Consider the following 24,946-nt stretch of genomic DNA (forward strand, 5'->3'; position numbering starts at 1 on the left):
AGCTGCCGCCACATGCCCATCGACGCCGCGAAGGCCCTGGCCGCCGAGCCCCGGTCCACCGAGATCACCTGGGACCACAAGGACATCCAGCTCTACCACCTGGGGCTCGGCGCGGGACTGCCCGCCACGGACCCCGACGAACTGCGCTACACGCTGGAGTCCAAGCTGCACGTCCTGCCCAGCTTCGCCACCGTCGCGGGCGCGGGCATGGGCATGATGGGCGGCCTCTCCGCGCCCGGTATCGAGGTGAACCTCGCCGCCGTCCTGCACGGCGGCCAGAGCATCGAGCTGCACCGCCCGATCCCGGTCAAGGGCACGGCGGTCGCCACCTCCAAGGTCGCCGCGGTGTATGACAAGGGCAAGGCGGCGATCCTCGTCCTGCGCTCCGAAGTCACCGATGCCGAGGGCCCGTTGTGGACGAGCGACGCCCAGATCTTCGTACGCGGCGAAGGCGGGTTCGGCGGCGACCGCGGCCCCTCCACCCGTCTGCCCGCCCCCGAGGGCGACCCCGACCTGGAGGTCGAGCGCCCCGTCCGCGAGGACCAGGCGCTGCTCTACCGCCTCTCCGGCGACTGGAATCCGCTGCACGCCGACCCCGAGTTCGCCAAGCTCGCCGGGTTCGACAGGCCGATCCTGCACGGCCTGTGCACCTACGGGATGACGCTCAAGGCCGTCGTCGACACCCGGCTCGGCGGCGACGTGTCGCGGGTGCGCGGCTACAGCACCCGCTTCGCCGGGATCGTCTTCCCCGGCGAGACCCTGCGGATCCGCATGTGGCGGACCGAGGGGCGCGTCCGGGCGACCGTGACGGCGGTCGAGCGGGACGACGCGCCGGTGCTCGCCGACACCGTCGTCGAGCACGCCTGAACCGCCGGGCACGCCCGAACCGCCGAGCACGCCGGAATCTTCGTACGAGAGGAGCCGCACCATGCGCGCAGCCGTACTGCACGAGATAGGCCAGGACAAGCTGGAGGTTCTCGACGACGTCGAGGCGGTGGGCTTCGGTCCCGGCAAGGTGAAGATCCGGGTCCGGGCCACGGGCCTGTGCCACTCCGACGTCTCCGCGATGAACGGCGTGCTGCCGCAGCCCGCCCCCTTCATCCCCGGGCACGAGGGCGCGGGCGAGATCATCGACGTGGGCGACGGCGTGACCGGGCTCGCCCAGGGCGACCGGGTGCTGCTGTGCTGGCTGCCCGCCTGCGGCGCCTGTCCCGCCTGCAAGCGCGGCCAGACCCAGCTGTGTCTGGCCGGGTTCATGAACGCGGGCACTCCCAACTTCCAGCGCCCCGGCGGTGACGTCTTCGGCTTCGCGGGCACCGGCACCTTCACCGAGGAGGTCGTCGTCGACGCCGGGTGCGCCGTGCCGATCCCCGACGACGTGCCCTTCGACATCGCCGCGCTGATCGGCTGCGGCGTCACGACGGGGCTCGGCGCGGCCATCAACACCGCGGACGTGAGGGCCGGTTCGTCGGTCGCCGTCATCGGCTGCGGCGGCGTCGGGATCTCCGCGATCCAGGGCGCCCGGCTCAAGGGCGCCGCCCAGATCGTCGCCGTCGACCCGGTCGCGTCGCGCCGCGAGGCCGCCCTGAAGTTCGGCGCCACGGAGGCGGTCGCCCCCGACGAGCTCGGCGACGCCAAGCAGCGGATCACCGCGGGCGAGGGCTTCGACTACGTCTTCGAGGTCGTCGGCAAGTCGGCCACGGCCCGCACGGCGTACGAGACGACGCGGCGCGGCGGCACCCTGTGCGTCGTCGGCGCGGGCGCCATGGACGACTTCCTGCAGCTCAACATGTTCGAGCTGTTCTTCGACGAGAAGCGGATCCTGCCGTCCATGTACGGCGGGGGCGACGTCCTGGAGTCGTACGAGCGGGCCATCGCGCTCTGGCGCGCGGGCCGCATCGACCTGGAGGGCCTGATCACGCACCGCGTGCGGCTCGGCGAGATCAACGAGGCCCTGGACCAGATGCGCACGGGTGTCGCCCTGCGCACCTGCATCGAGATCTGAACCGCCCCCGTTCTCCGCACCGCCAAGCACTCAACTGTCCAGCTCTGAAGGGACCTTGATGTCACTGCCACTTGAGGGCCTCTGTGCGATCGTCACCGGCGCGGGCCGCGGGCTCGGCCGGGCCGAGGCCCTGGAACTGGCCCGGCTCGGCGCGAGCGTCGTCGTCAACGACTTCGGGCAGCCGGGGCGCGACGGCTCGGGCGAGGCGTCGGCGGCGCCGGCCGAGGAGGTCGCCGCCGAGATCCGGGCCGCGGGCGGGCAGGCCGTCGCCCACACCGGGGACGTCGCGGACCACGAACAGGCGCGTACGCTCGTGCAGTTGGCGATCGACACGTACGGAAAGCTCGACGTCCTGGTCAACAACGCGGGCATCCTGCGGGACCGGATGATCTTCTCGATGAGCGAGGCCGAGTGGGACTCGGTCATCCGCGTCCATCTCAAGGGCCACTTCAACACGACCCACTTCGCCTCCGTCCACTGGCGCGAGCGCTCCAAGGCGCAGGGCGGCCCGGTGTACGGGCGGATCGTCAACACCTCCTCGGAGGCGTTCCTCGCCGGGTCCGCGGGCCAGCCCAACTACGCGGCGGCGAAGGGCGGGATCGTCGGCCTGACGACGTCCACGGCGCTGGCGCTCGCCAAGTACGGCGTGACCGCCAACGCGATCTGCCCGCGTGCGCGTACGCGGATGACCGAGGACGTGTTCGCGGGCTTCCAGGAGCCGGGCGCCGGTCAGCTCGACCCGCTGGCGCCGGAGCATGTCGCGCCGCTGGTGGGGTACTTGGCCTCGCCCGCGGCCGCGCGGGTCAACGGGCAGCTGCTGGTGGTGCACGGCGGCATGGTCGCGGTCGTCGAACGGCCCAGGGTGGCGGCGAAGTTCGACTCGGCGAAGGAGGCGTTCACCTTCGACGAGCTGGACGAGGCGCTGTCGCCGTACTACGCGGAGCGCCCGGAGAACGAGACGTTCGCGGCGGCGGAGGTCCTTGGCCTCAAGAAGGGCTGACGCGGCCTCATGTGACGAAGGGCCCGGCACCCTTCTCGGTGCCGGGCCCTTGCCTGGTACGTCGGTTCAGGACGCCTGGTCCTGCCTGCGGTGCCGCCCCCGCGGAACCGTCGCCTCGTCGTGCTCGGCCACCGGTCCCCGGTGCTTTCCGGCGCCGACGAGCCTGGGCGGCTTCGCCTGCGGCTCGGTGTCCCGCGGTGTCTCCGTACTGGTCTCGGTCGTCAACAATGCACTCACACCCCGTAAGAAGATCGTTCGGTACAGCCGGGCGAGTCTAACCGCCCGGCTTGCGCCCGCCGAGGGGTGCCTGCTGCAAGGGAACAGGCCGCGCCGCCATGGGCTTCGGAGGATCCGGGGGAAGCGGCTGTGACCTGCGGGGATCCTCCTCGGCCGGCGTCCCGGGCGGCTCCTGCGGCGCGGGCACCGCCATCCTCGCCACTCCGCACGGCGCCGCGCCGGTCGCGTACGGAAGGCAGAGCGTGCCCTCCGGCGTCCACCACCCGGAGCCCGCCAACCACCCCTCGGGCGCCGCCAGTTGATGCAGCCGCCGCCCGGCCGGGCGCCACAGGCCGACCCAACTGCTGCCCGCCGCGCCGTCGATGCGCAGCGCCACCGCGCAGGCCTCCGGTGTGAGCACCTGCCCCGGCTGGACGGCGAACGGCGTCGCCGCGAGGTCCGCGGGGAAGCGCAGGCACTCGGGGAAGCGCACCGGCCGCGTGCCGCCGAGGACGCCCCAGCCGACGCGGTCCTCGCCCGGGGCGTCCGAGCGGATGATCAGCAGGCCGCTGTCGGCGTCGGCGAGGAGCAGCCGGTCGTCGCTGTCCTCCGCGATCTGCAGGAGGGGGGAGACCTCGCCGCCGCGCTCCAGGTCCACCGCGACCGTCTTGGTGCGGCCCTCCAGCGTGCGGTCCAGGGCGAGCATCCGGTCGGTGCCGTCCAGCCAGACGCCGCCCGAGCAGCGGCCGGGGACCTCGGCGAGGTGCTCGGGCCCGAAGGCGCCGCCCGCCACCAGCCAGACGGCGCTGGAGCGCTCGCCGGGCGCGATCGCGTACGCGCAGGTGCCGCCGGGGGCGGGCGGCAGCAGGCTCAACTCCCCGCACTCCACTGCCCCGAGCGGCACCTCGCCGGTCCCGGGGCCCGTCGGGTAGAGCAGGGCGAAGGTGTGCCGCTCGCCCACCACGCGGTGGATCAGTACGCGGCCATCCGTCATCGGGAGCACTTCGGTGGCCGGCTCCTCCGGCTGGTGGCCGGGCAGCGGCACCGCGTAGGGCTCGGCGGAGCCGAGGGTCCAGCGTTCGGGGTACCAGGACTCCGAGGCGTCCGGGGCGTCGGCGGCGCGGGCGAGGCGCGCCGCGTACGACCCGTCCGCCGTGATGGTGCACCCCGCGGTGCGGGTACGGACCCGGGCGGGGGGCGGCGGCGCTGGTGGCGCTGTCATCGTGGGTGTCACCTCCGGCCCCGAAGCTAGTTTTCGTACGCACTGACGTGGCACCGACGGGCGTCCGCTTCACACAGAAGGGTGGCGATGTCCCGATTCGCCTGAGGGGGCAGGGGCGGTTGTGCTGTGACGGAGGTGACTGTTCCGTAGGGAGGGATTCCGTTTAAGGTAAGGCGAACCTAAGCTCGGCTGGTTCCGAGCAGCGCACCCCCTGGAGTCCCGATGTCCGTGTCCCTCCGGTCCGCACGGCGCAGCCGCCGCCGCGGCACCGCCGCCGTCGCCCTCGCCGTGACCGCGGCGCTCTCGCTCGCGGCCTGCGGGTCGTCCGACGACGGCGCCGCGAAGTCCGAGAACGGCAGCGGCAGCAAGGCCGTCGCCCAGGGCGGCGACGACTTCGCCGAGGCCGCCGAGCAGACCGCGAAGATGGGCACCACCGCCAAGGCGGGCGAGTTCCCGCGCACCATCACGCACGCCCGCGGCAAGACCGAGCTGAAGGCGCGGCCCAAGCGGGTCGTGGTCCTGGACGTCGGCGAGCTCGACAACGTGGTCTCGCTCGGCGTCAAGCCCGTCGGCTACGCCCCCACCGAGGGCGACGACGGCATCCCCGGCTACCTGAAGAAGGAGGCCGGCAGCCCCAAGGACGTCGGCACGATCAACTCCCTCAACCTGGAAGCCATCGCGAACCTCAAGCCGGACCTGATCCTCGGCAGCGAGCTGCGCGCCGCCAAGCTCTACCCGCAGCTCTCCAAGATCGCCCCCACCGTCTTCTCGATCCGCCCCGGCTTCACGTGGAAGGAGAACTACCTCCTGAACGCGGCCGCGCTGGACAGGACCGCGAAGGCCGAGGAGGAGCTCGCCACGTACGAGAAGCGGGCGAAGGACCTCGGCAAGGACATCGCCGAGGCCCACGACGGCAAGAAGCCGACGATCACGATGCTCCGCTACATGCCGGACCGCATCCGCCTCTACGCCAAGGCGTCCTTCATCGGCACGATCCTCGACGACGCCGGTCTGCCGCGCCCCGAGAACCAGCGGATCAACGACCTCGCCACCGAGATCAGCCCCGAGAAGATCGACCAGGCCGACGCGGACTGGATCTTCACGGGTGTCTACGGCGACGCGGAGAAGACGGGTCGCTCCGCCGCGGAGAAGAACCCCCTGTGGAAGAAGCTGGACGCGGTGAAGAAGGGGCAGGCCAAGGACGTCCCGGACGAGACGTGGTACCTCGGTCTCGGCGTGACCGCGGCGAACTCCGTCCTGGACGACCTGAGGAAGAACCTGGCCTCGTAGAAGGCGCCCCGTCAGGGGCGCGGGGAACTGCGCGAGCAAGCGCAGAAAAGCCGCAGACGCGTCTGCTCGTTGCCCGGCAGACGCGTCTGCGGCTTTTCACCGGCTGAGCGCGCAGTTCCCCGCGCCCCTGACGGGGCCCTCCGTAGCCGCCCGGCTGCGGCCAGTAGCACGCGACATGCCGAGCGCAGCGGGAAGGTAGCCTTTCCCCGTGCCCCGTCTGTCTGAAGTCATCGCCGCCCTCGACGCCCTGTGGCCCGCCGAACTGGCCGAAGGCTGGGACGCGGTCGGCACGGTCTGCGGGGACCCCGAGGCCGAGGTCTCCCGGGTCCTCTTCGCCGTCGACCCGGTCCAGGAGATCGCCGACGAGGCGGTGCGCCTCGGCGCGCAGCTCCTGGTCACCCACCACCCGCTCTATCTGCGGGGTACGACGACGGTCGCGGCGTCCACCTTCAAGGGCCGCGTCGTGCACGACCTGATCAAGAACGACGTCGCGCTGCACGTCGCGCACACCAACGCCGACCGCGCCGACCCGGGCGTCTCCGACGCGCTCGCGGGCGCGCTCGACCTCCGTGTCGTACGTCCCCTCGTACCTGACCCGGCGGACGGGAACGGCCGCCGCGGCCTCGGCAGGATCTGCGAGCTGGAGCACCCCCTCACCCTCGCCGAACTCGCCGAGCGCGCCGCGAAGCGGCTGCCCGCCACCGCGCAGGGCATCCGGGTCGCGGGCGACCCGGAGCAGCTGGTCCGCACCGTCGCGGTCAGCGGCGGCTCCGGCGACAGCCTCTTCGACGACGTGCGCGCCGCCGGTGTGGACGCCTTCCTCACCGCCGACCTGCGCCACCACCCGGCGTCCGAGGCCCGCGAGCGCACGCCGCTCGCTCTCCTGGACGCCGCCCACTGGGCCACCGAGTGGCCCTGGTGCGAGCTGGCCGCAGCCCAGCTCGACGCGATCTCCGACCGGAACGGATGGGGACTTCGCGTCCACGTCTCGAAGACGGTCACCGACCCCTGGACCGCCCACGCGGCCTCTCATCACGACTCAACAGGAGCCCCCAACTGAACGCCGCGCCCGCCGACCAGATCCGACTGCTCGACGTCCAGGCCCTGGACGTACGCCTGCAGCAGCTCGCGCACAAGAAGAAGTCGCTGCCCGAGCACGCCGAGATCGAGTCGCTGACCAAGGACCTCACGCAGCTGCGCGACCTGCTCGTCGCCGCGACGACGGAGGAGAGCGACTGCGCCCGCGAGCAGACCAAGGCGGAGCAGGACGTCGACCAGGTCCGTCAGCGCGCCGCCCGCGACCAGCAGCGCCTGGACTCGGGCGCGATCACGTCCCCCAAGGACCTGGAGAACCTCCAGAAGGAGATCGCCTCGCTGGCCAAGCGCCAGGGCGACCTGGAGGAGGTCGTCCTGGAGGTCATGGAGCGCCGCGAGTCCGCGCAGGAGCGGGTCGCCGAGCTGACCGAGCGGGTCTCCTCGGTCCAGTCGAAGGTCGACGACGCCACGGGCCGCCGTGACGCCGCCTGTGAGGAGCTCGACGGCGAGGCGGCCACGGTCGGCAAGGAGCGCGAGGTCGTGGCGGGTTCGATCCCTGCCGACCTGCTCAAGCTCTACGACAGGCTGCGCGAGAAGCAGGGCGGCATCGGCGCCGCCAAGCTCTACCAGCGCCGTTGCGAGGGCTGCCGCCTCGAACTCGACATCACCGAGGTCAACGAGGTGAAGGCCGCGTCCCCGGACACCGTGGTGCGCTGTGAGAACTGCAGCCGCATCCTGGTCCGTACGTCCGAGTCCGGCCTGTAAGGACGCCTGTACATGCGCGAGTTCATCGTCGAGGCCGATGGCGGCTCCCGGGGCAACCCGGGCCCCGCGGGCTACGGCTCAGTGGTCATCGACGCGGCCACGGGGGAGACCCTGGTGGAGGCCGCGGAGTACATCGGCGTCGCGACGAACAACGTCGCGGAGTACAAGGGCCTGGTGGCAGGGCTCAAGGCGGCGCACCAGCTGGACCCGGCCGCGGCGGTCCACGTCCGCATGGACTCCAAGCTCGTCGTCGAGCAGATGTCGGGCCGCTGGAAGATCAAGCACCCGGACATGAAGCCGCTGGCGGCGGAGGCGGCCCGGGTGTACCCGTCGTCCCAGGTGACGTACGAGTGGATCCCCCGCGAGAAGAACAAGCACGCGGACCGGCTCGCGAACGAGGCGATGGACGCGGGCAAGCGCGGCAAGCAGTGGTCGCCGTCGGCGTCGACGGCGGATCTGGACGCGCGCGCCGCGCGGGGTGCCGCCACCGACCCGGCGCCTTCGGGCCCGCCGGGTGACGCCGCGGCGGGCGCGGCGAAGGCGCGGGCGGCCCTGGCGGCCACGCCGAAGGGCTCGACGGCTTCGGGCCAGGGCGGTTCGACGGCTTCGGGCCAGGGCGGCTCAGCCGCTTCGGGTCTCGGCGGCTCTGCCCACTCCGCGCCGGGTTCGGCTCACTCCGCGGCGGGCTCTGCTCACTCCGCGCCGGGCTCCGTCCACTCCGCGGCGGTAGGCGCAACTGCCGCTCCCGCCGCGCCCGTTCCCTCTTCCCGGTCCGCCGCGGCCGACGGCGCCGACGCCCGTGCCGCGCGGAACGCCGCCGCCACGCCGGTCGGTTGGGCCGCGCCCGCCGATCTCGGTGCCCCGGCGACCTTCGTGCTCCTCCGGCACGGCGAGACCGCGCTCACGCCCGAGAAGCGGTTCTCCGGGAGCGGCGGGTCCGATCCGTCTCTCTCCGACGTGGGCCGTGAACAGGCCGAGCGCGCCGCCGCCGCGCTCGCCGCGCGCGGCACGATCCAGGCGATCGTCTCCTCGCCGCTCAAGCGCTGCCAGGAGACGGCCCACACCGTCGCCGCCCGCCTCGGACTCGACGTGCACATCGAGGACGGTCTGCGCGAGACGGACTTCGGGGCCTGGGAAGGGCTGACCTTCGGCGAGGTGCGCGAGCGCCACCCCGAGGAGCTGGACGCCTGGCTGGCCTCGCCGAAGGCGGCGCCGCCCGGCGGCGAGTCGTTCGCCGCGGTCTCCCGCCGCGTCTCGGCGGCACGCGACCGGCTGACCTCGGCGTACGCGGGCCGTACGGTCCTGCTCGTCACGCACGTCACGCCCATCAAGACGCTGGTGCGCCTCGCGCTCGGCGCCCCGCCGGAGTCCCTGTTCCGCATGGAGCTCTCGGCGGCCTCGGTGTCGGCCGTGGCGTACTACGCCGACGGCAACGCCTCGCTGCGCCTCCTGAACGACACGTCGCACCTGCGGTAGCCGCGGGGTCAGCGCAGAGATGCCGCCTCGCGCGCCAGGGACTCGACGCGGGCCCAGTCCTTGGCCGCGACGGCATCGGCGGGAAGCATCCAACTGCCGCCCACGCAGCCGACGTTCTTCAGCGCGAGGTACGAGGGCGCGGAGGCCGGCGTGATGCCGCCGGTCGGGCAGAAACGGGCCTGCGGCAGCGGGGCGCCGAGGGACTTCAGGTAGGCGGTGCCGCCCGCCGCCTGTGCGGGGAAGAACTTCATCTCGCTGACGCCGCGCTCCAGCAGCGCCACGACCTCGGACGTCGTGGAGACGCCCGGCAGGAACGGCACCCCCGCCCCCTTCATCGCGTCGAGCAGCGCGTCCGTCCAGCCGGGGCTGACCAGGAAGCGGGCGCCCGCGGCCACGGAGTCGGCGACGTTCCGCGCCGATATGACGGTGCCCGCGCCGACCACGGCGTCCGGCACCTCGGCGGCGATGGCCGAGATCGCGTCGAGCGCGACGGGCGTCCGCAGGGTCACCTCGATCGCGGGGAGCCCACCGGCGACGAGGGCCCGCGCCATCGGCACGGCGTCGTCGAGCTCCTCGACGACGACCACGGGGACGACGGGGGCCAGATCGAGCACGGAGGCAGAGGGAGAGGTCATAGAGGCATCCTGCCTCGGCGCGCGCAGCATGCGCAAAGGGTGTTGCGCATGCTGCAACGTGGGGCGTTGGGGGGCTCGGGGGAAGCAGGGGATCCCCCGTGCCGGGGGCTTTGGCCAGGGATCCCCCGTGCCGAGAGCTTCGGCGAGGGACCCCCGCGCCGAGGGCTTCGGAAGGCCCGCGCCGAGGCGGCCTCCGGCGGTCTCCCGCGCCGAGGCGACCTCTGACGGCCTCTGACGATCTCCGACGGCCTCCCGTGCCGACGGCCTCGGAGAACCCCTCCCGCGCCGGAGGCCTCAGTGGATCTCCCGCACCACCACGTCCAGCGCCCACGGCCTGCCCGCCTTCGCCGGCGCCTCCGCCTCCACCACGTGCCCCAGGTCCCGCAGCGCCTCGACCAGCTCGGCCGGGTTCTTCGGCTGTGCGCCCGTGGACAGCAGGGAGCGGACGATCCGCCCCTTCGTCGCCTTGTTGAAGTGCGAGACGACGGACCGCTTCTCCACGCCGTCGACCAGCTGCGCGTGCAGCACCCGCACCGTCGCCGTCCGCCCCGCGACCTCGCCCTTCGGCTTCCACGCCGCCGCGTACGCCGACGACCGCAGGTCCAGGACGAGGCCGTCGCCCGCGGCCTCCGGCATCACCGACGCCATCGGCGTACGCCAGTACGCCCCGAGCGCGCCGAGCCCCGGCAGCTTCACGCCCATCGAGCAGCGGTAGGAGGGGATCCTGTCGCTCACGCCGACGGCGCCCCACAGCCCGGAGAAGACCAGCAGCGACCGCGCGGCGCGGCGCTTGGCGGCGGCGTCGAGCGAGGCCAGGTCCAGGGCGTCGTACAGCACGCCGGTGTAGATCTCCCCGGCCGGGCGCGCGCCCGCCGTGCGCAGCTCGGTGTTCTTCGCGACCTCGCCGCGCAGCCCCTCGCTGAGGCCGAGCACCGTCCGCGCCTTCTCCTCGTCGGCGGCGCACAGCTCGACGAGCTCGTCGAGGACGGCCTGCCGCGCCTCGGCGAGCCCCGGCAGGGACAGGGACTCCGGCTTGAGCGGGGCACCCCGCCCGGACGAGGCCTTGCCTTCGGACGGCGGCAGCAGGACGAGCACGATGGGACTCCTTAAGCGGTACAGCGGTACGAGGCCTTGAGCGGTACGAGCAAGGGGTGCGGCCCCTGCGAAAGGGTACGGCGCCAGGACCTCCGCGCCCCACAGGGTGCCGAGCCGTGCCGGGCGCCCTAGGCTCGGTCCATGCCCCGCCGCCATCTGCAGGTGAAAGGCGCAGCCGAGGCTCCGCTGCGGGCCGCGCTGCGTGAGCTGCGTACGAGGCTGGACGTGCCCGAGGAGTTCCCCGCCGACGTCCTCGCCGAGGCGGAGCGGGCCGCGGCCGGGCCACGCCTCCCGGACCACGACGTCACGGACGTCCCCTTCTTCACCGTCGACCCGCCCACCTCCGTCGACCTCGACCAGGCCATGCACCTGGCGCGGCGCGAGGGAGGCGGCTTCCGGGTGCGGTACGCGATCGCGGACGTCGCCGCGTACGTCACGCCCGGCGCACCCCTGGACGCCGAGGCCCACCGCCGCGTCACCACCCTCTACTTCCCCGACGAGAAGGTCCCGCTGCACCCCACCGCCCTGAGCGAGGGCGCCGCCAGCCTGCTGCCCGACCAGACGTGTCCGGCCGTGCTGTGGACGATCGACCTCGACGCGGACGGCCGGGCGCAGCGGACCGACGTGCGCCGCGCCCTCGTCCGCAGCCGCGCCAAGCTCGACTACGAAGGGGTGCAGAAGGCGATCGACGGCGGCACGGCGGAGGAGCCGGTCGCCCTGCTCCGGGACATCGGGCGGCTGCGCGAGCAGCTGGAGGTCGACCGCGGCGGCATCTCCCTCGACGTGCCCGAGCAGGAGATCGTCGAGCGCGACGGTACGTACGAACTGGCCTACCGGGCCCCGCTCCCCGCCGACGCCTGGAACGCCCAGATCTCGCTCCTCACCGGCATGGCCGCGGCCGACCTCATGATCGCCTCGGGTACGGGCATCCTGCGCACCCTGCCGACCGCCCCCGACGGCGCGGTCGGCCGGCTGCGCCGCACCGCCAAGGCCCTGGACATCGACTGGCCGCACCACGTGCCGTACGCGCGGCTCGTACGCTCCCTCGACGCCCGGAAGCCGCGCCATGCCGCCTTCCTCCAGGAGTGCACGACGCTGCTGCGCGGCGCCGGGTACACCGCGTTCAGCGGCGGCCGGCTCCCCGAGCACACGACCCATGCCGCGGTCGCCGCGCCCTACGCCCACGTCACGGCCCCGCTGCGCCGCCTCGTCGACCGCTACGCCGCCGAACTCTCCCTCGCGGCCTGCGCGGGCGCCGGTGTCCCGGAGTGGGTGCTCGCCGCCCTGGACGAACTGCCCAAGGAGATGGCGGACGGCACGCGGCGCGGCAACACCGTGGAACGGGAGTGCGTGGACATCGTCGAGGCCGCACTGCTCAAGGAGCGGGTCGGCGAGATCTTCGACGCGGTGGTGGTGGACGTGAAGGAGGGCGAACCGGCCACCGGAACCGTGCAGTTGACGGAGCCGGCGATCGTGGCCCGCATCACGGGCGGCACGGCGAAACTCCCCCTGGGCGAACACCTGAGAGTCCGCCTCACCCAGGCGGACCCGGGCACGGCGAAGGTTCAGTTCGCGCCTGCGTGAGACGGCTCGGCCGGCCGTTCCCTCAACGCCGCGAGCAGTTCCGCCGGTTGATCGGCGTGCAGCCGCACCGTCGTCACCTCGCGCCGCTTCCCGAGGAAGCCCACGGCGGTGACGGGAGCCGAGAGCTCCAGGGTGAGCGAAGTGGTCGAGGCGACAGGCATGTTGAGCACGCCTTCCGCCGCCTCCTGCCCGGACGACCGCTCGGCACGCACCGCCGTGATCAGCGCGAGCGGTATCCGCAGGTCGAGGTGGGCGCCCTTGCGCACCCGCAGTGCGTCCGGCGACAGGACGTGCGGCCGGGTCACGGAGGCGGCGTGGAGGCCGAGCATCAGGACCACGCCGTACACGTCGACGACCAGCAGGATCCCGTGGGCGACCGGCCGGTCCCGCAGCAGCACGGCGAGCCCGTACGCCTCGATGGCGCTGACGAAGGTCAGGGCGAACATGATCGCCGCCTGGTCGCGGGCGTGCCCGAAGGCCCGGTCGGTCCCCGGCCGCACTCCGCTGCGCCGCCGGGCCACCCAGAGTACGAGGCTGACGAGGACGCGGAGTTCGTGCCCGATGAGGCGGCGGAGGGGCAGCGGCACGAGTTTCTGGAGCCCCGTGATTCTCCTGAGCCGATTCATGGCGTGCTCCCTCCTTCGCTCTCCTGACTCGTGTCCCGTACGAGCAGCCGCATCGCGTGGCGGAAGGCCTCGGCCTGCGGGGGCGAGAAGTCGGCGAGGAAGGCTTCGAGGACGCCGTTCTCGGAGGCGCCGTGGAGGTCGGCGAGCGTCTGCGCGCCCTCGCTCCCGAGCTCCGCGACGAAGGAGTCCGGCAGGGCGCCGGCGAGCGCCCGCGCGGCCTCGTCCACGGCGGCGTCCGTGCGCGGGTCGGCGGGGTCGGCGTCCGCGAGGGCGTCGAGCAGCGCGTACACCGCGTGGGCCCGCTCGGCGGCCCCCGGCGCGGCGAGCGCCGGGCCCATCGCGGCGAGGAAGGCGTCCCGGTCCTGCGGTGACGCGGTGCTGTCGAGCAGGGCGAGGAACGCGCGGTCCTTCGCGGCCGTCGCGGACCCCTGACCGCCGTGCTCCGCCGACGTACGGTTCATCTCGCCGAAGAACGCGGCCAGTTCGGGGGAGACGGGCCCTTCGGGCGGGAGCCGCCCGTGCTCCGCGTCGTCGAGCAGGGTCCGCAGCCGCGCCCTGCGCCCGCGGATGTCGGCCTCCTGCCGGGCCAGGTCGGCGTCCAGCTCGGCGAGGACCTCGGCGAGCTCGCGCCCCGCGTCGTCCGCGAGCACGTCCCGCACCTCGGCGAGCCCGAGCCCGAGCTCGGTCAGCCGCCTGATCCGGGCCAGGGCGACGGCGTGCCGCAGGCCGTACTCGCGATAGCCGTTGGCCCGCCGCTCGGGCTCGGGCAGCAGGCCGAGGTGGTGGTAGTGCCTGATGGCACGCGTGGTGACGCCGACGATGCCGGCGAGCTCTCCGATCCGCATGGGTCCAGTAGAAAGGTTGCCGTTGCGGCAAGGTCAAGCGGACGGCTCCGGGTGGCGCGGACCTAGGTGCGGCATGGAATCAGGGGGCGCGCGCGTTGGAATCCTGGAACGGGTGACGGCACGACGGGACACCGGGGGAGCGGCACCGCATGTGTGACACGTACGACGGGACGACCGGGGCAGAGGCCTCCGGTACGCCTCATGACGACCTCGCCGGTGTCGTCGGGCCCCGTGAGCGGGCGACATGGACCCGTACGCCGCTCGGGCCTTCCGGGCGGACGCTCGACCTGTTGACCGCCCGCTTCGACCAGCACCGCTACGCACCGCACTACCACGAGGAGTTCACGGTCGGCGTCTGTGTCGGGGGATCTGAAGTCATCGACTATCGGGGCGGGCGGCTCCACCTCGGGCCCGGGTCCATCGTCGTCCTCGCCCCGGGCGAGGTGCACACCGGCGGGCCCGGCGCGAGCGGCGGCTACGCCTACCGCGCCATGTACCCGGCGCCGCTCCTCCTCGCCGAGGGCACCACGGCCACGCCGCACTTCCGCGACGCGGTGATGGACGACCCCGAACTGGCCGCGGCCCTGCGCGCCGCGCACACCGAACTCAGCGGCCCCGCCGACCCGTTGGAGGCGGAGTCCCGCCTCCCCTGGCTGCTCGCCGCCCTCGCACGCAGGCACGGCACCGCCCGGCCCCTCGCCGATCACGTCCCCGGCGCCGACCACATCGCCCGCGCCGTCCGCGACCGCCTCGCCGACGAACTCCTCGCCCCGCCCTCCCTCGCCGACCTCGCCGCCCCGCTCGGCCTGTCCCGCTACCAACTCCTGCGCGCCTTCCGCACATCGACCGGAATGCCGCCCTACGCCTGGCTCGCCCAGCACCGCGTGACGCTGGCCCGCACCCACCTGGAGGCAGGCCTGCGCCCCGCCGAGGCGGCCTCCCTGGTGGGCTTCGCGGACCAGGCGCACCTCACGCGCTGGTTCCGCAGGGTGCTCGGGGTGACCCCGGCGGCGTACCGGGCAAGCGTCCGCCGGTGACGTACCGCAACAGCGTTCAAGACCCCCGACGCCGACCCGGCCGAAACTGCCCGCATGACGGCACGCGGCTGGTTTCTCTTCTCCCTCATGGGTGTCCTGTGGGGCATCCCGTATCTCATGATCAAAGTGGCGGTCGACAGCGATCTGTCGCCGTCGATGGTGGTCTTCACACGCTGCGCCCTGGGCGCCGCGCTCCTGCTGCCCTTCGCCGTACGCCAAGGGGGACTGCCCCGCGTACTGAAGACGCACTGGCGCCCGATGCTGGCCTTCGCCTGCGTGGAGATCCTCGGCCCGTGGTGGACCCTGACCGACGCGGAGCGCCGCATCTCCAGCTCCACCGCGGGGCTGCTCATCGCCGCCGTCCCGATCATCGGCGCCCTCCTGGCCCGCTTCTTCGGCGACACGGAACGGCTCGGCCCGCGCCGTCTCACCGGCCTCGGCCTCGGCCTCGCGGGCGTGGCCGTCCTGACGGCGCCCCATCTGACGGGCGGCGACGCCTGGTCCCTGACGGAGGTCATGCTGACGGCCCTGGGCTACGCCATCGCCCCGCTGATCGTCGCCCGGCACCTGCGCGACGTGCCCAGCCTGCAGCTGATCGCGCCCTGCCTGGTCCTGGCCGCCGTGGTCTACGCCCCCGCGGCGGCGCTCTCCTGGCCCGCGACCGTGCCCGACGCCCCGACCCTCGCCTCCCTCGCGGGCCTCGGCGTCATCTGCACGGCCCTGGCCTTCCTCGTCTTCCTCGAACTGATCAGGGAGGCGGGCCCGACCCGCGCCGTCGTCTTCACCTACGTCAACCCGGCCGTGGCGGTGGCGGCGGGCGTCGCCTTCCTCTCCGAGCCCCTGACGGCGGACGTCATCGCGGCCTTCGCCCTGATCCTCGCGGGCTCCTTCCTGGCGACGGCGGCCACCGCGGGCACGGCACGGACCTCGGGGACCCGGCGGGTAACATGGTCGGCACGGCAGACGAGCCGGGCGGACGGCCGCGTGAAGACCCCCTCGGGGGACCTTCCCGAGGAACGTCCGGGCTCCACAGGGCAAGGTGGTGGCTAACGGCCACCCGGGGTGACCCGCGGGACAGTGCCACAGAAAACAGACCGCCGGGGACCTCACGGTCCTCGGTAAGGGTGAAACGGTGGTGTAAGAGACCACCAGCGCCTGAGGTGACTCAGGCGGCTAGGTAAACCCCACCTGGAGCAAGGTCAAAAGGAAACACCCCGGTGTTTCTGCGCGGACGACCGAGGGCTGCCCGCCCGAGTCCGCGGGTAGACCGCACGAGGCCGGCAGCAATGCCGGCCCTAGATGGATGGCCGTCTCCCCGGCCGCCGCGAGGCGACCGGGCGACAGAACCCGGCGTACAGCCCGACTCGTCTGCCCTTCGGTCTCTGACCAGCGCATTCGCCACGCCCAAGCGCTTGTCCGCTCGCTCGGACGTCCCTTGGCGATTCTGACTGCGGAGTCGCGCAGCCCCGGCGCTTTGACGCAGCTCCCTCTGAACCGGGCCGCATCGGCGTCCGGCGAGTCAGGAATCAGGAGTTCCGGTAGAGGAAATCAACGATACTGGCGAATGAATGGATGAAGCTGGCATCTCCAGGGGCGATAGGCCCTGCGGCCCCAAAAAGGAGTTGAATCCTGGTCGGGCCTTGTCTCTTCCCTGTCCTGCCGCTCCGGTGCACGCGTCGTGCGGCCGCTCGCCAGTGGTTCTTCGCGAGCCCCCGGAGCGCCCGGTGGCGAGCCGGGCACAGGTGTCACCGCGTTCCGACCCAAATCGCAGGCATGGCCACCAGTTGTAAGAGGCTCATTACAAATCCAGTCGTTCCGCTTCATGTAGAACCCCCGGGTAACGCAACAGTGTTGAAGAGTGTTGAAGTTGAGGAGATTCGGTGGCCTCCTTCCGCTTGGCCGAGATTTTAACGATCATGAACTAAAAGAGCGGCGTTGCACTGCTACTTGCCGGTCACCCAGCGAATCCTGCTTCCGCAGAACGGAAGGCGCCCTGCTGCGCTCCGTGCCCGAGTTCTGTCGATAGCGGTCAGTTGGTGTGACTCATTGGGGGGCAATTGTGTTTGCTGTAGAGGACAATGAATCTGAGGCCACGCTACTCATCGCGGATTCCAATCCCCTGACCAGATTAGGGCTTTCCGCATTGTTGGACGCGACGTCTGGTCTTCGTGTGGTCGGTCAATCCGCCGACAGTGAGAATGCCTGCAAGATGGCCGAGAATATGCGGCCAGACCTTATCGTCATCGACACCGCCTTCCCGGAAATTGGCGGCGCAGAGACCATCCGTAGAATCCTCGAAGCCGTACCCGAGTATGTTCCGAGCGCACTTCTCATGGCCTCGAAGGTGGATGACAACGATATTTACTCCGCGCTCCACGTAGGGGCTACTGGAATCCTCTCGAAGGATATCCCGCCGGATCAGATGGCGGCCGCAGTCGGTGCCGCCGCCCAGGGGATCATGGTCTTCTCGCCCGACGTGATGACACGCATCATCGACATCTGCACCCGTCGTTCTACGCCATTCGAATACGACGGGTCGGGCCTGGACGCGCTCACCGAGCGCGAGTCCGAGGTTCTCAAGCTCGTCGCCAAGGGGCATGGGAACGTCATCATCGCTCGGTTTCTCGACATCAGTGAAGCGACGGTGAAGACACACCTCAACCGTGCTATGGGAAAACTGGAGATAAGCAGTCGGGCCGAAGCTGTCGCGCTGGGCTATGAGTTCGGCCTTGTCATACCACGGGGCTGTGTGCCGGGAGCTCAGTCGAAAGCCCGCAGCGCATGAGCGCGGGGCTGCGGTGATCCCCGTACATGGCGCAGATGGAGCTCCGGAGGAACAGGTGCATGGTGAAACGCGTGAATATCGATTAGCCGAGCTCGCCAAGGAATCCGGCGTTGCTCAGCGCACCATTCGCTACTACCGCGAACTGAAGATTCTGCCGCCGCCGCGTCGCGCGGGTCGGATCGCCTGGTACAACGAGAGCCATGTCGCTCGACTGCGAGCGATATCCGGGCTGCTGCGCCGCGGGCACTCGCTCAAGGGCCTCGCCGACCTGTTCGAAACCGTCACGGAAACACATCCTGCCGGCGAGACCCGCAGGGACCAGGTTGATACCGGGCATCGGCCGGCGACAACAACAGAGGACTCGGCCGGGATCAAACGGTTACGAAAGGAGAAGGCAGTGGTCAGGCGGGGGTCCGTGGCCAATCTGGAGCCTGGGGCGTCGGCGAGGCCGCGCACTCGGCTGAGCCCTGGCGAGCGCCGCGAGCAGCTGCTGCGGCTTGGAGTCGAGCTACTGGCCGCGCAACCCTTCGACGAAGTGTGGACGAGCCGTATCGCCGAGACCGCCGGTGTGTCCCGTGCGCTGCTTTATCGCTATTTTCCCACCAGACGGGAATTTCTCGCCGCGGTCGTCAGTCGCGAAGGTGACCGGCTGATGGCAATGACGGCGCCTGACCCGGCTCTGGCCATCGAGGAACAGCTGTCCAGCACGCCGGACCTGTACCTGCGTTATGCCGAGGAGAACGTGCACGGCTTCCGCGCGTTTCACCGCGCCGCGACCGTACAGGACGAGGCGATCAGCCGGATCTACGAGCACCACCTCGCCGAGCAGGAGCGGCGCATCCTCAGCGCACTCGACTTCGGCTTCGCCTCGCAGTACTCGGCGCAGGCGCTGCGGCTTGCGGTGCGCGGCTGGCTGACCTTCGTCATCTCCGTCTGCTTGGACTGGCTGGAGCGCCGCGACGTTCCCCGGGACGAGGTGCGGGCGCTGTGTGCGCGCGCCTGGCCGTTCAGGGTCGATGCGTTCTCAGCGGGCGAGACGAGCTGATCACACGGGTACGTGGGGACGACGGTTCATCGAGGCCGAGTAACGCATCTGGTGTGCATCTGGAGCGGCATACCGCCAGAGGTGGACAACGAATATCCGCAGGGAGTGCAGATCCGGCTACACCTGTAGCTGTATGTGCATGCTCGATCACATTGATATGTTCTTCGAGGAATTGGCGGCAAAGTATTGGGTCCTGATCTGGCAAGGGCTCCCCCCTTGCGGGGGAGCGAGGGTGTGCGGGTGGAGGTTTCCGTTACGTGAGCGTATCTCGTGCCATCAGTAGAATGTCTTCCACTACTCGGGGGTTCACGTTCGTCTCAGGGGACTCGGCTGAGTTTCTCAGCTTTGCCGACCTGAAAGAGTCTGCCGATGACATGGGCAGGAGGCTTGGTGCCGCCGGTTTTGATCCCGGGGACCGAGCCATCCTCATGCTCGATAACCAGCGTGAATTCCTCGTCGCTTTCGTGGGAATGGTACGGGCCGGGGTGATCCCTGTTCCAGTGTTCCCGCCCGCCGTTCTCGGCCGGACTGAGGCCTACCGGGACCGGCTGGCTTCCATTCATGCGTCGTGCCTGCCGCGGCATGTCATCGCCGACGAACGACTCTTCGATCTGTGCGCGGAGGCCGTCGGCGAGAAGCCATTGCTTTATGCCGATCTCTGTCGCGCTGAACCGACCGGGGATCTGGTGGAGGAATCGGGCGACTCCCCTCTTTTCCTGCAGTACACCTCCGGCAGCACGGACAGCCCCAAAGGTGTGGTCGTCACCCACGACAACCTCCTTGAGAATGTGCGCTGCATGCACGAAGGACTGGCCATGTCCGCAGAGCGTGACCGCATGGTCAGCTGGCTCCCGCTCTTCCACGACATGGGGCTCATCGGCTGTTTGCTGGGCCCGCTGGTGTACGAGATCCCTACGTGGCTCATCCCGCCGTACGAATTTGCGCGGCGGCCCACTCTGTGGCTCGACTGGATGTCCCGCGTTTCCGGAACCTTCAGTTACGCGCCGAACTTCGCCTACGATCTCGTCACCCGGCGCGCCAGCGACGATCAACTCGCCACTTGGGACCTGTCGTCCTGGCGCGTGGCCGGTATCGGTGCGGAACCGGTCAGGCCCGATACCCTCCGGGAATTCACGCAGCGCTTCGCCCCTGCCGGGTTCAAGGAATCGGCGATCACACCGTCGTACGGACTGGCGGAGGCCACTTTGGGGGTGGCCTTCACGCCGGTGGAGCGAGAGCCGCGCACGCTCTGGGCGGACAAGGCGGTCTTCCAGGAGGAGGGCCTGGTGCGCGGAGCCGACCCCGGCCCCGAGGCGATCGAACTCATCTCCTGCGGACCCGTGTTGAGCGGCTGGGACGTGCGCATCCGCGGACGTGCCGGAGAGCTGCTGGACGAGCGGGCGGAAGGGCACATCGAGGTGAGCTCGGGCAGCGTCGCCGGAGGTTACTGGGCGGCGCCAGAGCTGACCGCCGACACCTTCACGGACGGGTGGCTGCGCACCGGGGACCTGGGATTCCTGGACGAGGGCGAGCTCTTCGTCACCGGACGTGTCAAGGACATGATCATCCACAACGGTCGCAAATACCATCCCACCGACATCGAGTGGGCCTGTATCGGCCTGGAAAGCGTGCGCCGCGACCACGCGATCGCCTTCAGCGACGCCGATGAACGCCTTGTCGTCGTGGTCGAGCACAAGCGGGCCGGCGCGCCCGAGGACTTGGCGGAGCAGATCGTCCGCCGGGTCCGGAGCATGGTCGGGGTGGTGCCCGACGATGTCGTTCTCGTACGGCCCGGCACGTTGCCCAAGACGAGCAGCGGCAAGCTGCGGCGTGCCGCGTGCCGCGACACGTACGCCCGGAATGCGTTTGCCGAGCACGGAGGAGCCAAGTGAAAAGCACCGGTCTGACCGAAGAGGAAGCACTCGGCCTGGTGGCCGAGGCGATGGCGGAGGTGGACCCCAGGCTGGCCGGGCGCAGGCTTCGCATGACCGACGACATAGCGGATGTCGGATTGGACTCGGTCGCCACCCTGGAACTCATCGCCCGTGTCGAGGACAGGACCGGGCTCAGCTTCGACGACGACGTCCTGTTCTCCGCGAGCACGATGGGCGACATCGTCCGGCTGCTCCGCTCGGAGGCGTCGGCCGGAAAGGGGAGCTGATGGTTAATCCCATCTCCGAGGAAAACCTGTACCGGAAGTACATGGAGTTCTTCGAACTGGCCGAGCGTCGCCGCCGGTGGAGCGTTTTCGACGACATCCCGTGGGACAAGTGGGAGGAACGACACGAGGACGAGACCCTGGCGCTCTGCGCGGAGACCTTCCTTGGTGTGGAGATGTATCTCCCTGATTATGTGGCCGAGGGACTCAACCTGATGCGGGAGTCGTTCGGGCAGAGCTGGTTCCACGTGAACTGGGGATACGAGGAGTCGAAGCACGCGCTCGCGTTGAAGGAGTTCCTGCTCCGCACCGGGCAGCGCACCGAGGAGCAGGTCCTCGAATTCGAGCGCAAGGTACTCAGCCGCCGCTGGAAAATGCCGTACAGCACACCGCGCCGCATGTTCATCTACGGCGCCATCCAGGAGAAGACGACCTGGGTGAGCTATCGGCGCCAGTTGGATCGGGCCCGCGACCTCGGCGACTCCGTGATGTCGGAGATCTGCCGCTACATCGCGCGCGACGAGGCGGCGCATGCCGACTTCTACCAGCGCACCCTCCTGGCCTGTCTGCAGGAGGACTACGAGGGAACGATGGCGGACATAGCCCACGTCGTCAGGGACTTCAAGATGCCGGCCTATGACCTGCTGCCTGACTACGACAAGCGGCTGTCGGTCATGCAGGTCATTGGAATCGACCGGCAGTCATTCTTCCGTGATGTCCTCATGCCGACCCTCAAGAAGGTGGGCATAAGCCGCAGCGATCTCTTCAGGGCTCAGCACCTCCTGCCCTCACAGGAACGAGAGGACACGTGATGGTGAACTCATCGCCCCGGGTTACGGACCGGGAGATCATCGAAGTCATCAAGAACCATCTCACAGCGCGTGGTGTATCCGAGGAGCGAATCGTTTCCGGTGCCACGTGGAAGAAGGATCTGGGGATCGACTCGCTCGACATCCTCACCCTGACCCAGGAGCTCGAGGACACCTTCAAGGTGAAGATCGGCGAAGAGGAAGCAATCGAGATCCGCAATGTCGGGGATGCTGTCGACTTCATCCTCGAGGCGTCGTCCGGCCACCTGGCAGAAGAGGAAGACGGCAATGGCTGAATACTCCGCGAGCTGGCTCAACGACCTGCGCTCCTCCGAACTGCTGACAACGTACCGACGCAGCCTGTCGGCGGGGAACACACCGTTCTTCCGGTCTGCCGAGTCGCTGCTCGACCCCGTCGTCACCATGGAGGGGGAGCCGCGGCTCATGCTCGGCTCCCCCAACTACCTCGGCCTCGCCAGCCATCCGCGCGTCCGGGAAGGAGCCAAGGCGGCGGTGGACCGCTACGGCTCCTCGCTCACCGGTTCGCGGATTCTCAATGGCACCACCGCCCTCCACCGTGAGCTGGAGGAGGAGCTGGCCGACTGGCTGGGGCTGGAAGCCGCCCTGCTGTTCACCACCGGTTTCCAGACCAACATAGGCGCGATCAGCGCGCTGGTGGGCGTCGGTGACACGGTGGTGGCGGACTCCTTCGCCCATGCCTCGATGCTGGACGGCGCGAAGCTCTCCCGCGCCAAGCTGCGAGCCTTCCGGCACAATCGGATGGACCTGTTCGCCGACAGCGTCCGCCGGGCAAAGGCCGATGGCGGACGGACCCTCGTCATCGTGGACGGGCTCTACTCCATGGAGGGCGACCTCGCGCCCCTGGACGAGATGGTCGACATCTGCCGCGAGAACGACGCCGCGGTGATGCTGGACGAAGCGCACTCGCTGGGCATCCTCGGCGAGAAGGGGACCGGCGCCGCCGAGATCTTCGGCGTCGAGGACCAGATCGACATCCGGATGGGAGCGCTGTCCAAGGCGTTGGCCGGTGTCGGCGGCTTCATCGCCGGCAAGCGTGACCTCATCGACTACCTCCAGGTCAACGCCCGCTCGTTCGTGTTCACCACGGTTGGTGTGCCGGCCGCGCTCGGCGGCTCGCTGGAAGCCATCCGTATCCGCCGTAGCCCCGAAGGCGACGAGCTGGCCCGTCAGTTGCGGGAGAACGCCCGGTTCCTGCGCACCGAACTCAAGGGCCTGGGGCTGCCGATGGGTCCCGACACGGACATTCCCGAGCGGACCACGCCCATCATCCCCGTGATCCTCGGTGACGACGATCTCGCGATGGAGTGGTGGCGACAGCTCTACGACCGTGGGGTGTTCACCGGCGTGGCGCTCTACCCGGGCGTACCGCCGGAGGGGGCCATGCTGCGGGTCTGTCCCATGGCCCTCCACAGCCGCGCCCAGCTCGAACAGGCGCTGGAGGCGTTCGCCGAGGTCCAGAAGGTCATGCGGCAGAAGGTCGGTACCCCGTGACCACTGCCGACGCCGCCTCCGCGGCATCGCCCCTGCTCGCCTGGTTGACCGCGCCGCGCACCGACCGCAGCATCCGCGTCGCCACCGGCTCCGGCAGCTGGGACCGCTACAGCTACGCGGATGTAGCACAGTTGGTCTCCCACGCCAGTGCCATGTTGCGTGACCGATCGCTGCGGGGCCGCCCCGGCGTCCTGTTGGCCACGCCCAACAGCATCGGCTTCGTGGCGGGCTACTTCGGCGCGGTGAACGCCGGCATGGTCCCCACCGCCCTCGCGCCTCCCGCCCGCTTCGGCGGCCGGGAGGAGTACATCGAGCACGTGGCGCGCGTACTGCACATCTCCAGGGCCTCTGCCCTCGTGGGCGAGAGTCACCATCTGGGCATACTCCAGGAGGCCGCCGACCGGGTGGGCGAGACCGCGGACGGCGGCCGGATCTCCGTACTGTCCAGCGACTTCGGCAGCCACCCCGGTCAGGACGAGCTGAGCGCGGTGCCCGGACACGAGCTGGCGACCCTGCAGTTCACCTCGGGCTCCACGGGCCATCCCCGCGGCGTACGGATCCCCTGGGCCAGCATGGAGGCCAACGCCGCGGGCAACGGCGCCCTCATCGGCTACGACGGGTCACAGTCCACGGTCAGCTGGGTGCCGATGTACCACGACATGGGGCTGGTCGGCACTCTGATGACCATCGTCGCGCACCAGGGCGACCTGAGCCTGATGCGGCCCGAACAGTTCATCTACGACCCGCGGCGCTGGATCAACTGCATCGCCCGTGAGGGCATGCAGATCACCGCCGCCCCGTCCTTCGGCTTCGCCTACGCGGCACGGCGGTTGAAGGACGCGGATCTCGACGGCGCCGACTTCTCCACCCTCCACGCCGCGGTGCTCGGTGCGGAGCGCCACGACCCGCGCGGCCTGTGGCAGTTCACCGAGCGGTGCGCGCCCTACGGGTTCGACCCAGCTGTCTTCACGCCCTGCTACGGCATGGCCGAGGCGACGCTGGGCATCACGGGCCACGCGCCGGGCACCGTCGCGCAGGCCGTCGAGCTGAACTGGGAGGCGCTCTCCCCGGAGCAGCCGGTCAAGATCCTCTCGCAGGGCTCGCTGCGCGACGCCGGCCTCGCCGAGCGGCCGGCCGACTGGCTGGTCAGCTCGGGCACCGCGATCGAGGGGGTGCGGGTGTCCGTGGTGGACGCCGAGCTGCGCCCGCTGCCGGAGGGCTACCTCGGCGAGATGGTCATCTCCGGCAGCAGCGTCGCGGCCGGCTACGAACCGGCCGACGTCGAGAGTTCCTCCCGCTTCCACGAGGGCAGCGTCCTGTCCGGCGACACCGGGTTCATGCTGAACGGCCAGACGTACGTCGTCGGCCGGACCGGCGACGCACTCAGCGTCCGCGGCCGGAACATCTACGCCGAGGACCTGGACTCCCGGCTGGCCGACACCTCCGGCGTGGACCGCGACCGCTGCGTCACCCTCGTCGACGCCCGACGGGTCATCGTGCTCGCCGAGATGGAAAGCGGCCCGTGGGCCGACCAGCTGGCCGAGTCCCTGTCCCTGCACGTCGGCGGCGTCGTCGAGATCTCCGTCTTCAGCTGCCCCAGGGGAACCATCCAGCGCACCTCCAGCGGCAAGCCCCAGCGCCGGCTGCTGCTGTCCCGCTATCTGGGCGGGCAGTTGAGCGGGGAAGAGGCCGCCCACCGCCCCGAGCGCGCCGAAACCGCCCAGTAGCGCCCCGGCGCCGAACGCCCGCCCGCGCCACCTCAGCCACCTTTTCCTTCTTCTTCCC

24 protein-coding genes, 1 other RNA gene and 1 pseudogene are annotated in these 24,946 nt (G+C 70.6%); 19 read left to right on the top strand and 7 right to left on the bottom strand.

Features of this window, described 5'->3' with window-relative positions; all coding sequences use genetic code 11:
- Nucleotides 1-12: 12 nt before the first annotated feature.
- The 3 genes from ACZ4D5_RS04710 to ACZ4D5_RS04720 all read left to right on the top strand — a co-directional run bounded on the left by ACZ4D5_RS04710 (nucleotide 13) and on the right by ACZ4D5_RS04720 (nucleotide 3,005).
- On the top strand, nucleotides 13-867 hold the full coding sequence (locus tag ACZ4D5_RS04710; protein ID WP_467770871.1) for a MaoC/PaaZ C-terminal domain-containing protein: 855 nt from the start codon (nucleotides 13-15) through the stop codon (nucleotides 865-867).
- Nucleotides 868-928: 61 nt separating this feature from the next.
- Nucleotides 929-2,005 (top strand): Zn-dependent alcohol dehydrogenase, encoded by a 1,077-nt coding sequence (locus ACZ4D5_RS04715; protein ID WP_467770872.1) that lies wholly within the window; start codon nucleotides 929-931, stop codon nucleotides 2,003-2,005.
- Nucleotides 2,006-2,063: 58 nt separating this feature from the next.
- The gene (locus tag ACZ4D5_RS04720; RefSeq protein ID WP_467770873.1) at nucleotides 2,064-3,005 is read left to right on the top strand and encodes a 3-oxoacyl-ACP reductase; all 942 of its coding nucleotides are present in this window, start codon (nucleotides 2,064-2,066) and stop codon (nucleotides 3,003-3,005) included.
- A 66-nt stretch (nucleotides 3,006-3,071) separates the two neighbouring features.
- Here ACZ4D5_RS04720 and ACZ4D5_RS04725 read toward each other — a convergent pair whose 3' ends face one another.
- Nucleotides 3,072-3,230, bottom strand: a complete 159-nt coding sequence (locus tag ACZ4D5_RS04725) for a hypothetical protein (RefSeq protein ID WP_362330977.1) — start codon at nucleotides 3,228-3,230, stop codon at nucleotides 3,072-3,074.
- Nucleotides 3,231-3,279: 49 nt separating this feature from the next.
- Entirely contained in the window at nucleotides 3,280-4,443 is a 1,164-nt protein-coding gene (locus tag ACZ4D5_RS04730) for a hypothetical protein (RefSeq protein ID WP_467770874.1), read from the bottom strand.
- Nucleotides 4,444-4,665: 222 nt separating this feature from the next.
- Between ACZ4D5_RS04730 and ACZ4D5_RS04735 the strand changes: the two genes are divergently transcribed.
- The 4 genes from ACZ4D5_RS04735 (at nucleotide 4,666) to ACZ4D5_RS04750 (ending at nucleotide 9,009) form a co-directional block, all read left to right on the top strand.
- Nucleotides 4,666-5,733 (top strand): ABC transporter substrate-binding protein, encoded by a 1,068-nt coding sequence (locus ACZ4D5_RS04735; protein ID WP_467770875.1) that lies wholly within the window; start codon nucleotides 4,666-4,668, stop codon nucleotides 5,731-5,733.
- 208 nt (nucleotides 5,734-5,941) lie between these two features.
- On the top strand, nucleotides 5,942-6,793 hold the full coding sequence (locus ACZ4D5_RS04740) for a Nif3-like dinuclear metal center hexameric protein (protein WP_467770876.1): 852 nt from the start codon (nucleotides 5,942-5,944) through the stop codon (nucleotides 6,791-6,793).
- Complete coding sequence (locus ACZ4D5_RS04745; protein WP_467771483.1) at nucleotides 6,790-7,533, top strand: zinc ribbon domain-containing protein; 744 nt, start codon at nucleotides 6,790-6,792, stop codon at nucleotides 7,531-7,533. The genes ACZ4D5_RS04740 and ACZ4D5_RS04745 overlap by 4 nt, the downstream gene beginning before the upstream one ends.
- 12 nt (nucleotides 7,534-7,545) lie before the next feature.
- Entirely contained in the window at nucleotides 7,546-9,009 is a 1,464-nt protein-coding gene (locus ACZ4D5_RS04750; protein WP_467770877.1) for a bifunctional RNase H/acid phosphatase, read from the top strand.
- Nucleotides 9,010-9,017: 8 nt separating this feature from the next.
- Here ACZ4D5_RS04750 and eda read toward each other — a convergent pair whose 3' ends face one another.
- Both eda and yaaA read right to left on the bottom strand, forming a co-directional pair.
- Complete coding sequence (gene eda, locus ACZ4D5_RS04755; RefSeq protein ID WP_467770878.1) at nucleotides 9,018-9,644, bottom strand: bifunctional 4-hydroxy-2-oxoglutarate aldolase/2-dehydro-3-deoxy-phosphogluconate aldolase; 627 nt, start codon at nucleotides 9,642-9,644, stop codon at nucleotides 9,018-9,020.
- Between the two features lie 294 nt (nucleotides 9,645-9,938).
- A complete protein-coding gene (gene yaaA, locus ACZ4D5_RS04760; RefSeq protein ID WP_467770879.1) occupies nucleotides 9,939-10,739 on the bottom strand; it encodes a peroxide stress protein YaaA in 801 nt (266 codons plus the stop codon).
- Nucleotides 10,740-10,880: 141 nt separating this feature from the next.
- Between yaaA and ACZ4D5_RS04765 the strand changes: the two genes are divergently transcribed.
- A complete protein-coding gene (locus ACZ4D5_RS04765) occupies nucleotides 10,881-12,323 on the top strand; it encodes an RNB domain-containing ribonuclease (RefSeq protein WP_467770880.1) in 1,443 nt (480 codons plus the stop codon).
- On the opposite strand, the gene ACZ4D5_RS04770 is transcribed toward ACZ4D5_RS04765, so the two are convergent.
- Nucleotides 12,305-12,949 (bottom strand): hypothetical protein, encoded by a 645-nt coding sequence (locus ACZ4D5_RS04770; RefSeq protein WP_467770881.1) that lies wholly within the window; start codon nucleotides 12,947-12,949, stop codon nucleotides 12,305-12,307. The genes ACZ4D5_RS04765 and ACZ4D5_RS04770 overlap by 19 nt on opposite strands.
- Nucleotides 12,946-13,794 (bottom strand): MerR family transcriptional regulator, encoded by an 849-nt coding sequence (locus ACZ4D5_RS04775; protein WP_467770882.1) that lies wholly within the window; start codon nucleotides 13,792-13,794, stop codon nucleotides 12,946-12,948. Before ACZ4D5_RS04775 ends, ACZ4D5_RS04770 begins: the two co-directional genes overlap by 4 nt.
- Nucleotides 13,795-13,943: 149 nt before the next feature.
- Between ACZ4D5_RS04775 and ACZ4D5_RS04780 the strand changes: the two genes are divergently transcribed.
- Complete coding sequence (locus tag ACZ4D5_RS04780; RefSeq protein ID WP_467770883.1) at nucleotides 13,944-14,831, top strand: AraC family transcriptional regulator; 888 nt, start codon at nucleotides 13,944-13,946, stop codon at nucleotides 14,829-14,831.
- A 54-nt stretch (nucleotides 14,832-14,885) separates the two neighbouring features.
- Nucleotides 14,886-15,668, top strand: a pseudogene (locus ACZ4D5_RS04785) (DMT family transporter); the annotation flags it as partial.
- Here ACZ4D5_RS04785 and ACZ4D5_RS04790 read toward each other — a convergent pair.
- Nucleotides 15,617-15,748 (bottom strand): hypothetical protein, encoded by a 132-nt coding sequence (locus ACZ4D5_RS04790; protein ID WP_467770884.1) that lies wholly within the window; start codon nucleotides 15,746-15,748, stop codon nucleotides 15,617-15,619. The pseudogene ACZ4D5_RS04785 and the gene ACZ4D5_RS04790 overlap by 52 nt on opposite strands.
- A gap of 47 nt (nucleotides 15,749-15,795) precedes the next feature.
- Between ACZ4D5_RS04790 and rnpB the strand changes: the two genes are divergently transcribed.
- The 9 genes from rnpB (at nucleotide 15,796) to ACZ4D5_RS04835 (ending at nucleotide 24,888) form a co-directional block, all read left to right on the top strand.
- Nucleotides 15,796-16,202: RNase P RNA component class A (gene rnpB / locus ACZ4D5_RS04795), an RNA gene on the top strand.
- Nucleotides 16,203-16,890: 688 nt separating this feature from the next.
- Entirely contained in the window at nucleotides 16,891-17,616 is a 726-nt protein-coding gene (locus tag ACZ4D5_RS04800) for a LuxR C-terminal-related transcriptional regulator (protein WP_467770885.1), read from the top strand.
- A gap of 55 nt (nucleotides 17,617-17,671) precedes the next feature.
- Nucleotides 17,672-18,661, top strand: a complete 990-nt coding sequence (locus ACZ4D5_RS04805; RefSeq protein ID WP_467770886.1) for a TetR/AcrR family transcriptional regulator — start codon at nucleotides 17,672-17,674, stop codon at nucleotides 18,659-18,661.
- Between the two features lie 284 nt (nucleotides 18,662-18,945).
- Entirely contained in the window at nucleotides 18,946-20,553 is a 1,608-nt protein-coding gene (locus ACZ4D5_RS04810; RefSeq protein WP_467770887.1) for a fatty acyl-AMP ligase, read from the top strand.
- On the top strand, nucleotides 20,550-20,822 hold the full coding sequence (locus ACZ4D5_RS04815) for an acyl carrier protein (protein ID WP_467770888.1): 273 nt from the start codon (nucleotides 20,550-20,552) through the stop codon (nucleotides 20,820-20,822). Before ACZ4D5_RS04810 ends, ACZ4D5_RS04815 begins: the two co-directional genes overlap by 4 nt.
- Before the next feature lie 41 nt (nucleotides 20,823-20,863).
- The gene (locus ACZ4D5_RS04820; RefSeq protein ID WP_467770889.1) at nucleotides 20,864-21,631 is read left to right on the top strand and encodes an acyl-ACP desaturase; all 768 of its coding nucleotides are present in this window, start codon (nucleotides 20,864-20,866) and stop codon (nucleotides 21,629-21,631) included.
- On the top strand, nucleotides 21,631-21,924 hold the full coding sequence (locus ACZ4D5_RS04825; protein ID WP_467770890.1) for a phosphopantetheine-binding protein: 294 nt from the start codon (nucleotides 21,631-21,633) through the stop codon (nucleotides 21,922-21,924). The genes ACZ4D5_RS04820 and ACZ4D5_RS04825 overlap by 1 nt, the downstream gene beginning before the upstream one ends.
- On the top strand, nucleotides 21,917-23,161 hold the full coding sequence (locus ACZ4D5_RS04830) for an aminotransferase class I/II-fold pyridoxal phosphate-dependent enzyme (protein ID WP_467770891.1): 1,245 nt from the start codon (nucleotides 21,917-21,919) through the stop codon (nucleotides 23,159-23,161). The genes ACZ4D5_RS04825 and ACZ4D5_RS04830 overlap by 8 nt, the downstream gene beginning before the upstream one ends.
- Nucleotides 23,158-24,888 (top strand): AMP-binding protein, encoded by a 1,731-nt coding sequence (locus ACZ4D5_RS04835; RefSeq protein WP_467770892.1) that lies wholly within the window; start codon nucleotides 23,158-23,160, stop codon nucleotides 24,886-24,888. Before ACZ4D5_RS04830 ends, ACZ4D5_RS04835 begins: the two co-directional genes overlap by 4 nt.
- The last annotated feature ends 58 nt before the right edge of the window (nucleotides 24,889-24,946 follow it).

Source organism: Streptomyces sp. NPDC025651 (assembly GCF_055558735.1).

Coding starts and splice junctions, on each gene's coding strand:
- ACZ4D5_RS04710 (WP_467770871.1), top strand. CDS start 13: ATGCCCATCGACGCCGCGAAGGCCCTGGCCGCCGAGCCCCGGTCCACC.
- ACZ4D5_RS04715 (WP_467770872.1), top strand. CDS start 929: ATGCGCGCAGCCGTACTGCACGAGATAGGCCAGGACAAGCTGGAGGTT.
- ACZ4D5_RS04720 (WP_467770873.1), top strand. CDS start 2,064: ATGTCACTGCCACTTGAGGGCCTCTGTGCGATCGTCACCGGCGCGGGC.
- ACZ4D5_RS04730 (WP_467770874.1), bottom strand. CDS start 4,443: ATGACAGCGCCACCAGCGCCGCCGCCCCCCGCCCGGGTCCGTACCCGC.
- ACZ4D5_RS04735 (WP_467770875.1), top strand. CDS start 4,666: ATGTCCGTGTCCCTCCGGTCCGCACGGCGCAGCCGCCGCCGCGGCACC.
- ACZ4D5_RS04750 (WP_467770877.1), top strand. CDS start 7,546: ATGCGCGAGTTCATCGTCGAGGCCGATGGCGGCTCCCGGGGCAACCCG.
- eda (WP_467770878.1), bottom strand. CDS start 9,644: ATGACCTCTCCCTCTGCCTCCGTGCTCGATCTGGCCCCCGTCGTCCCC.
- ACZ4D5_RS04765 (WP_467770880.1), top strand. CDS start 10,881: ATGCCCCGCCGCCATCTGCAGGTGAAAGGCGCAGCCGAGGCTCCGCTG.
- ACZ4D5_RS04770 (WP_467770881.1), bottom strand. CDS start 12,949: ATGAATCGGCTCAGGAGAATCACGGGGCTCCAGAAACTCGTGCCGCTG.
- ACZ4D5_RS04775 (WP_467770882.1), bottom strand. CDS start 13,794: ATGCGGATCGGAGAGCTCGCCGGCATCGTCGGCGTCACCACGCGTGCC.
- ACZ4D5_RS04780 (WP_467770883.1), top strand. CDS start 13,944: ATGTGTGACACGTACGACGGGACGACCGGGGCAGAGGCCTCCGGTACG.
- ACZ4D5_RS04810 (WP_467770887.1), top strand. CDS start 18,946: ATGTCTTCCACTACTCGGGGGTTCACGTTCGTCTCAGGGGACTCGGCT.
- ACZ4D5_RS04820 (WP_467770889.1), top strand. CDS start 20,864: ATGGAGTTCTTCGAACTGGCCGAGCGTCGCCGCCGGTGGAGCGTTTTC.
- ACZ4D5_RS04825 (WP_467770890.1), top strand. CDS start 21,631: ATGGTGAACTCATCGCCCCGGGTTACGGACCGGGAGATCATCGAAGTC.
- ACZ4D5_RS04830 (WP_467770891.1), top strand. CDS start 21,917: ATGGCTGAATACTCCGCGAGCTGGCTCAACGACCTGCGCTCCTCCGAA.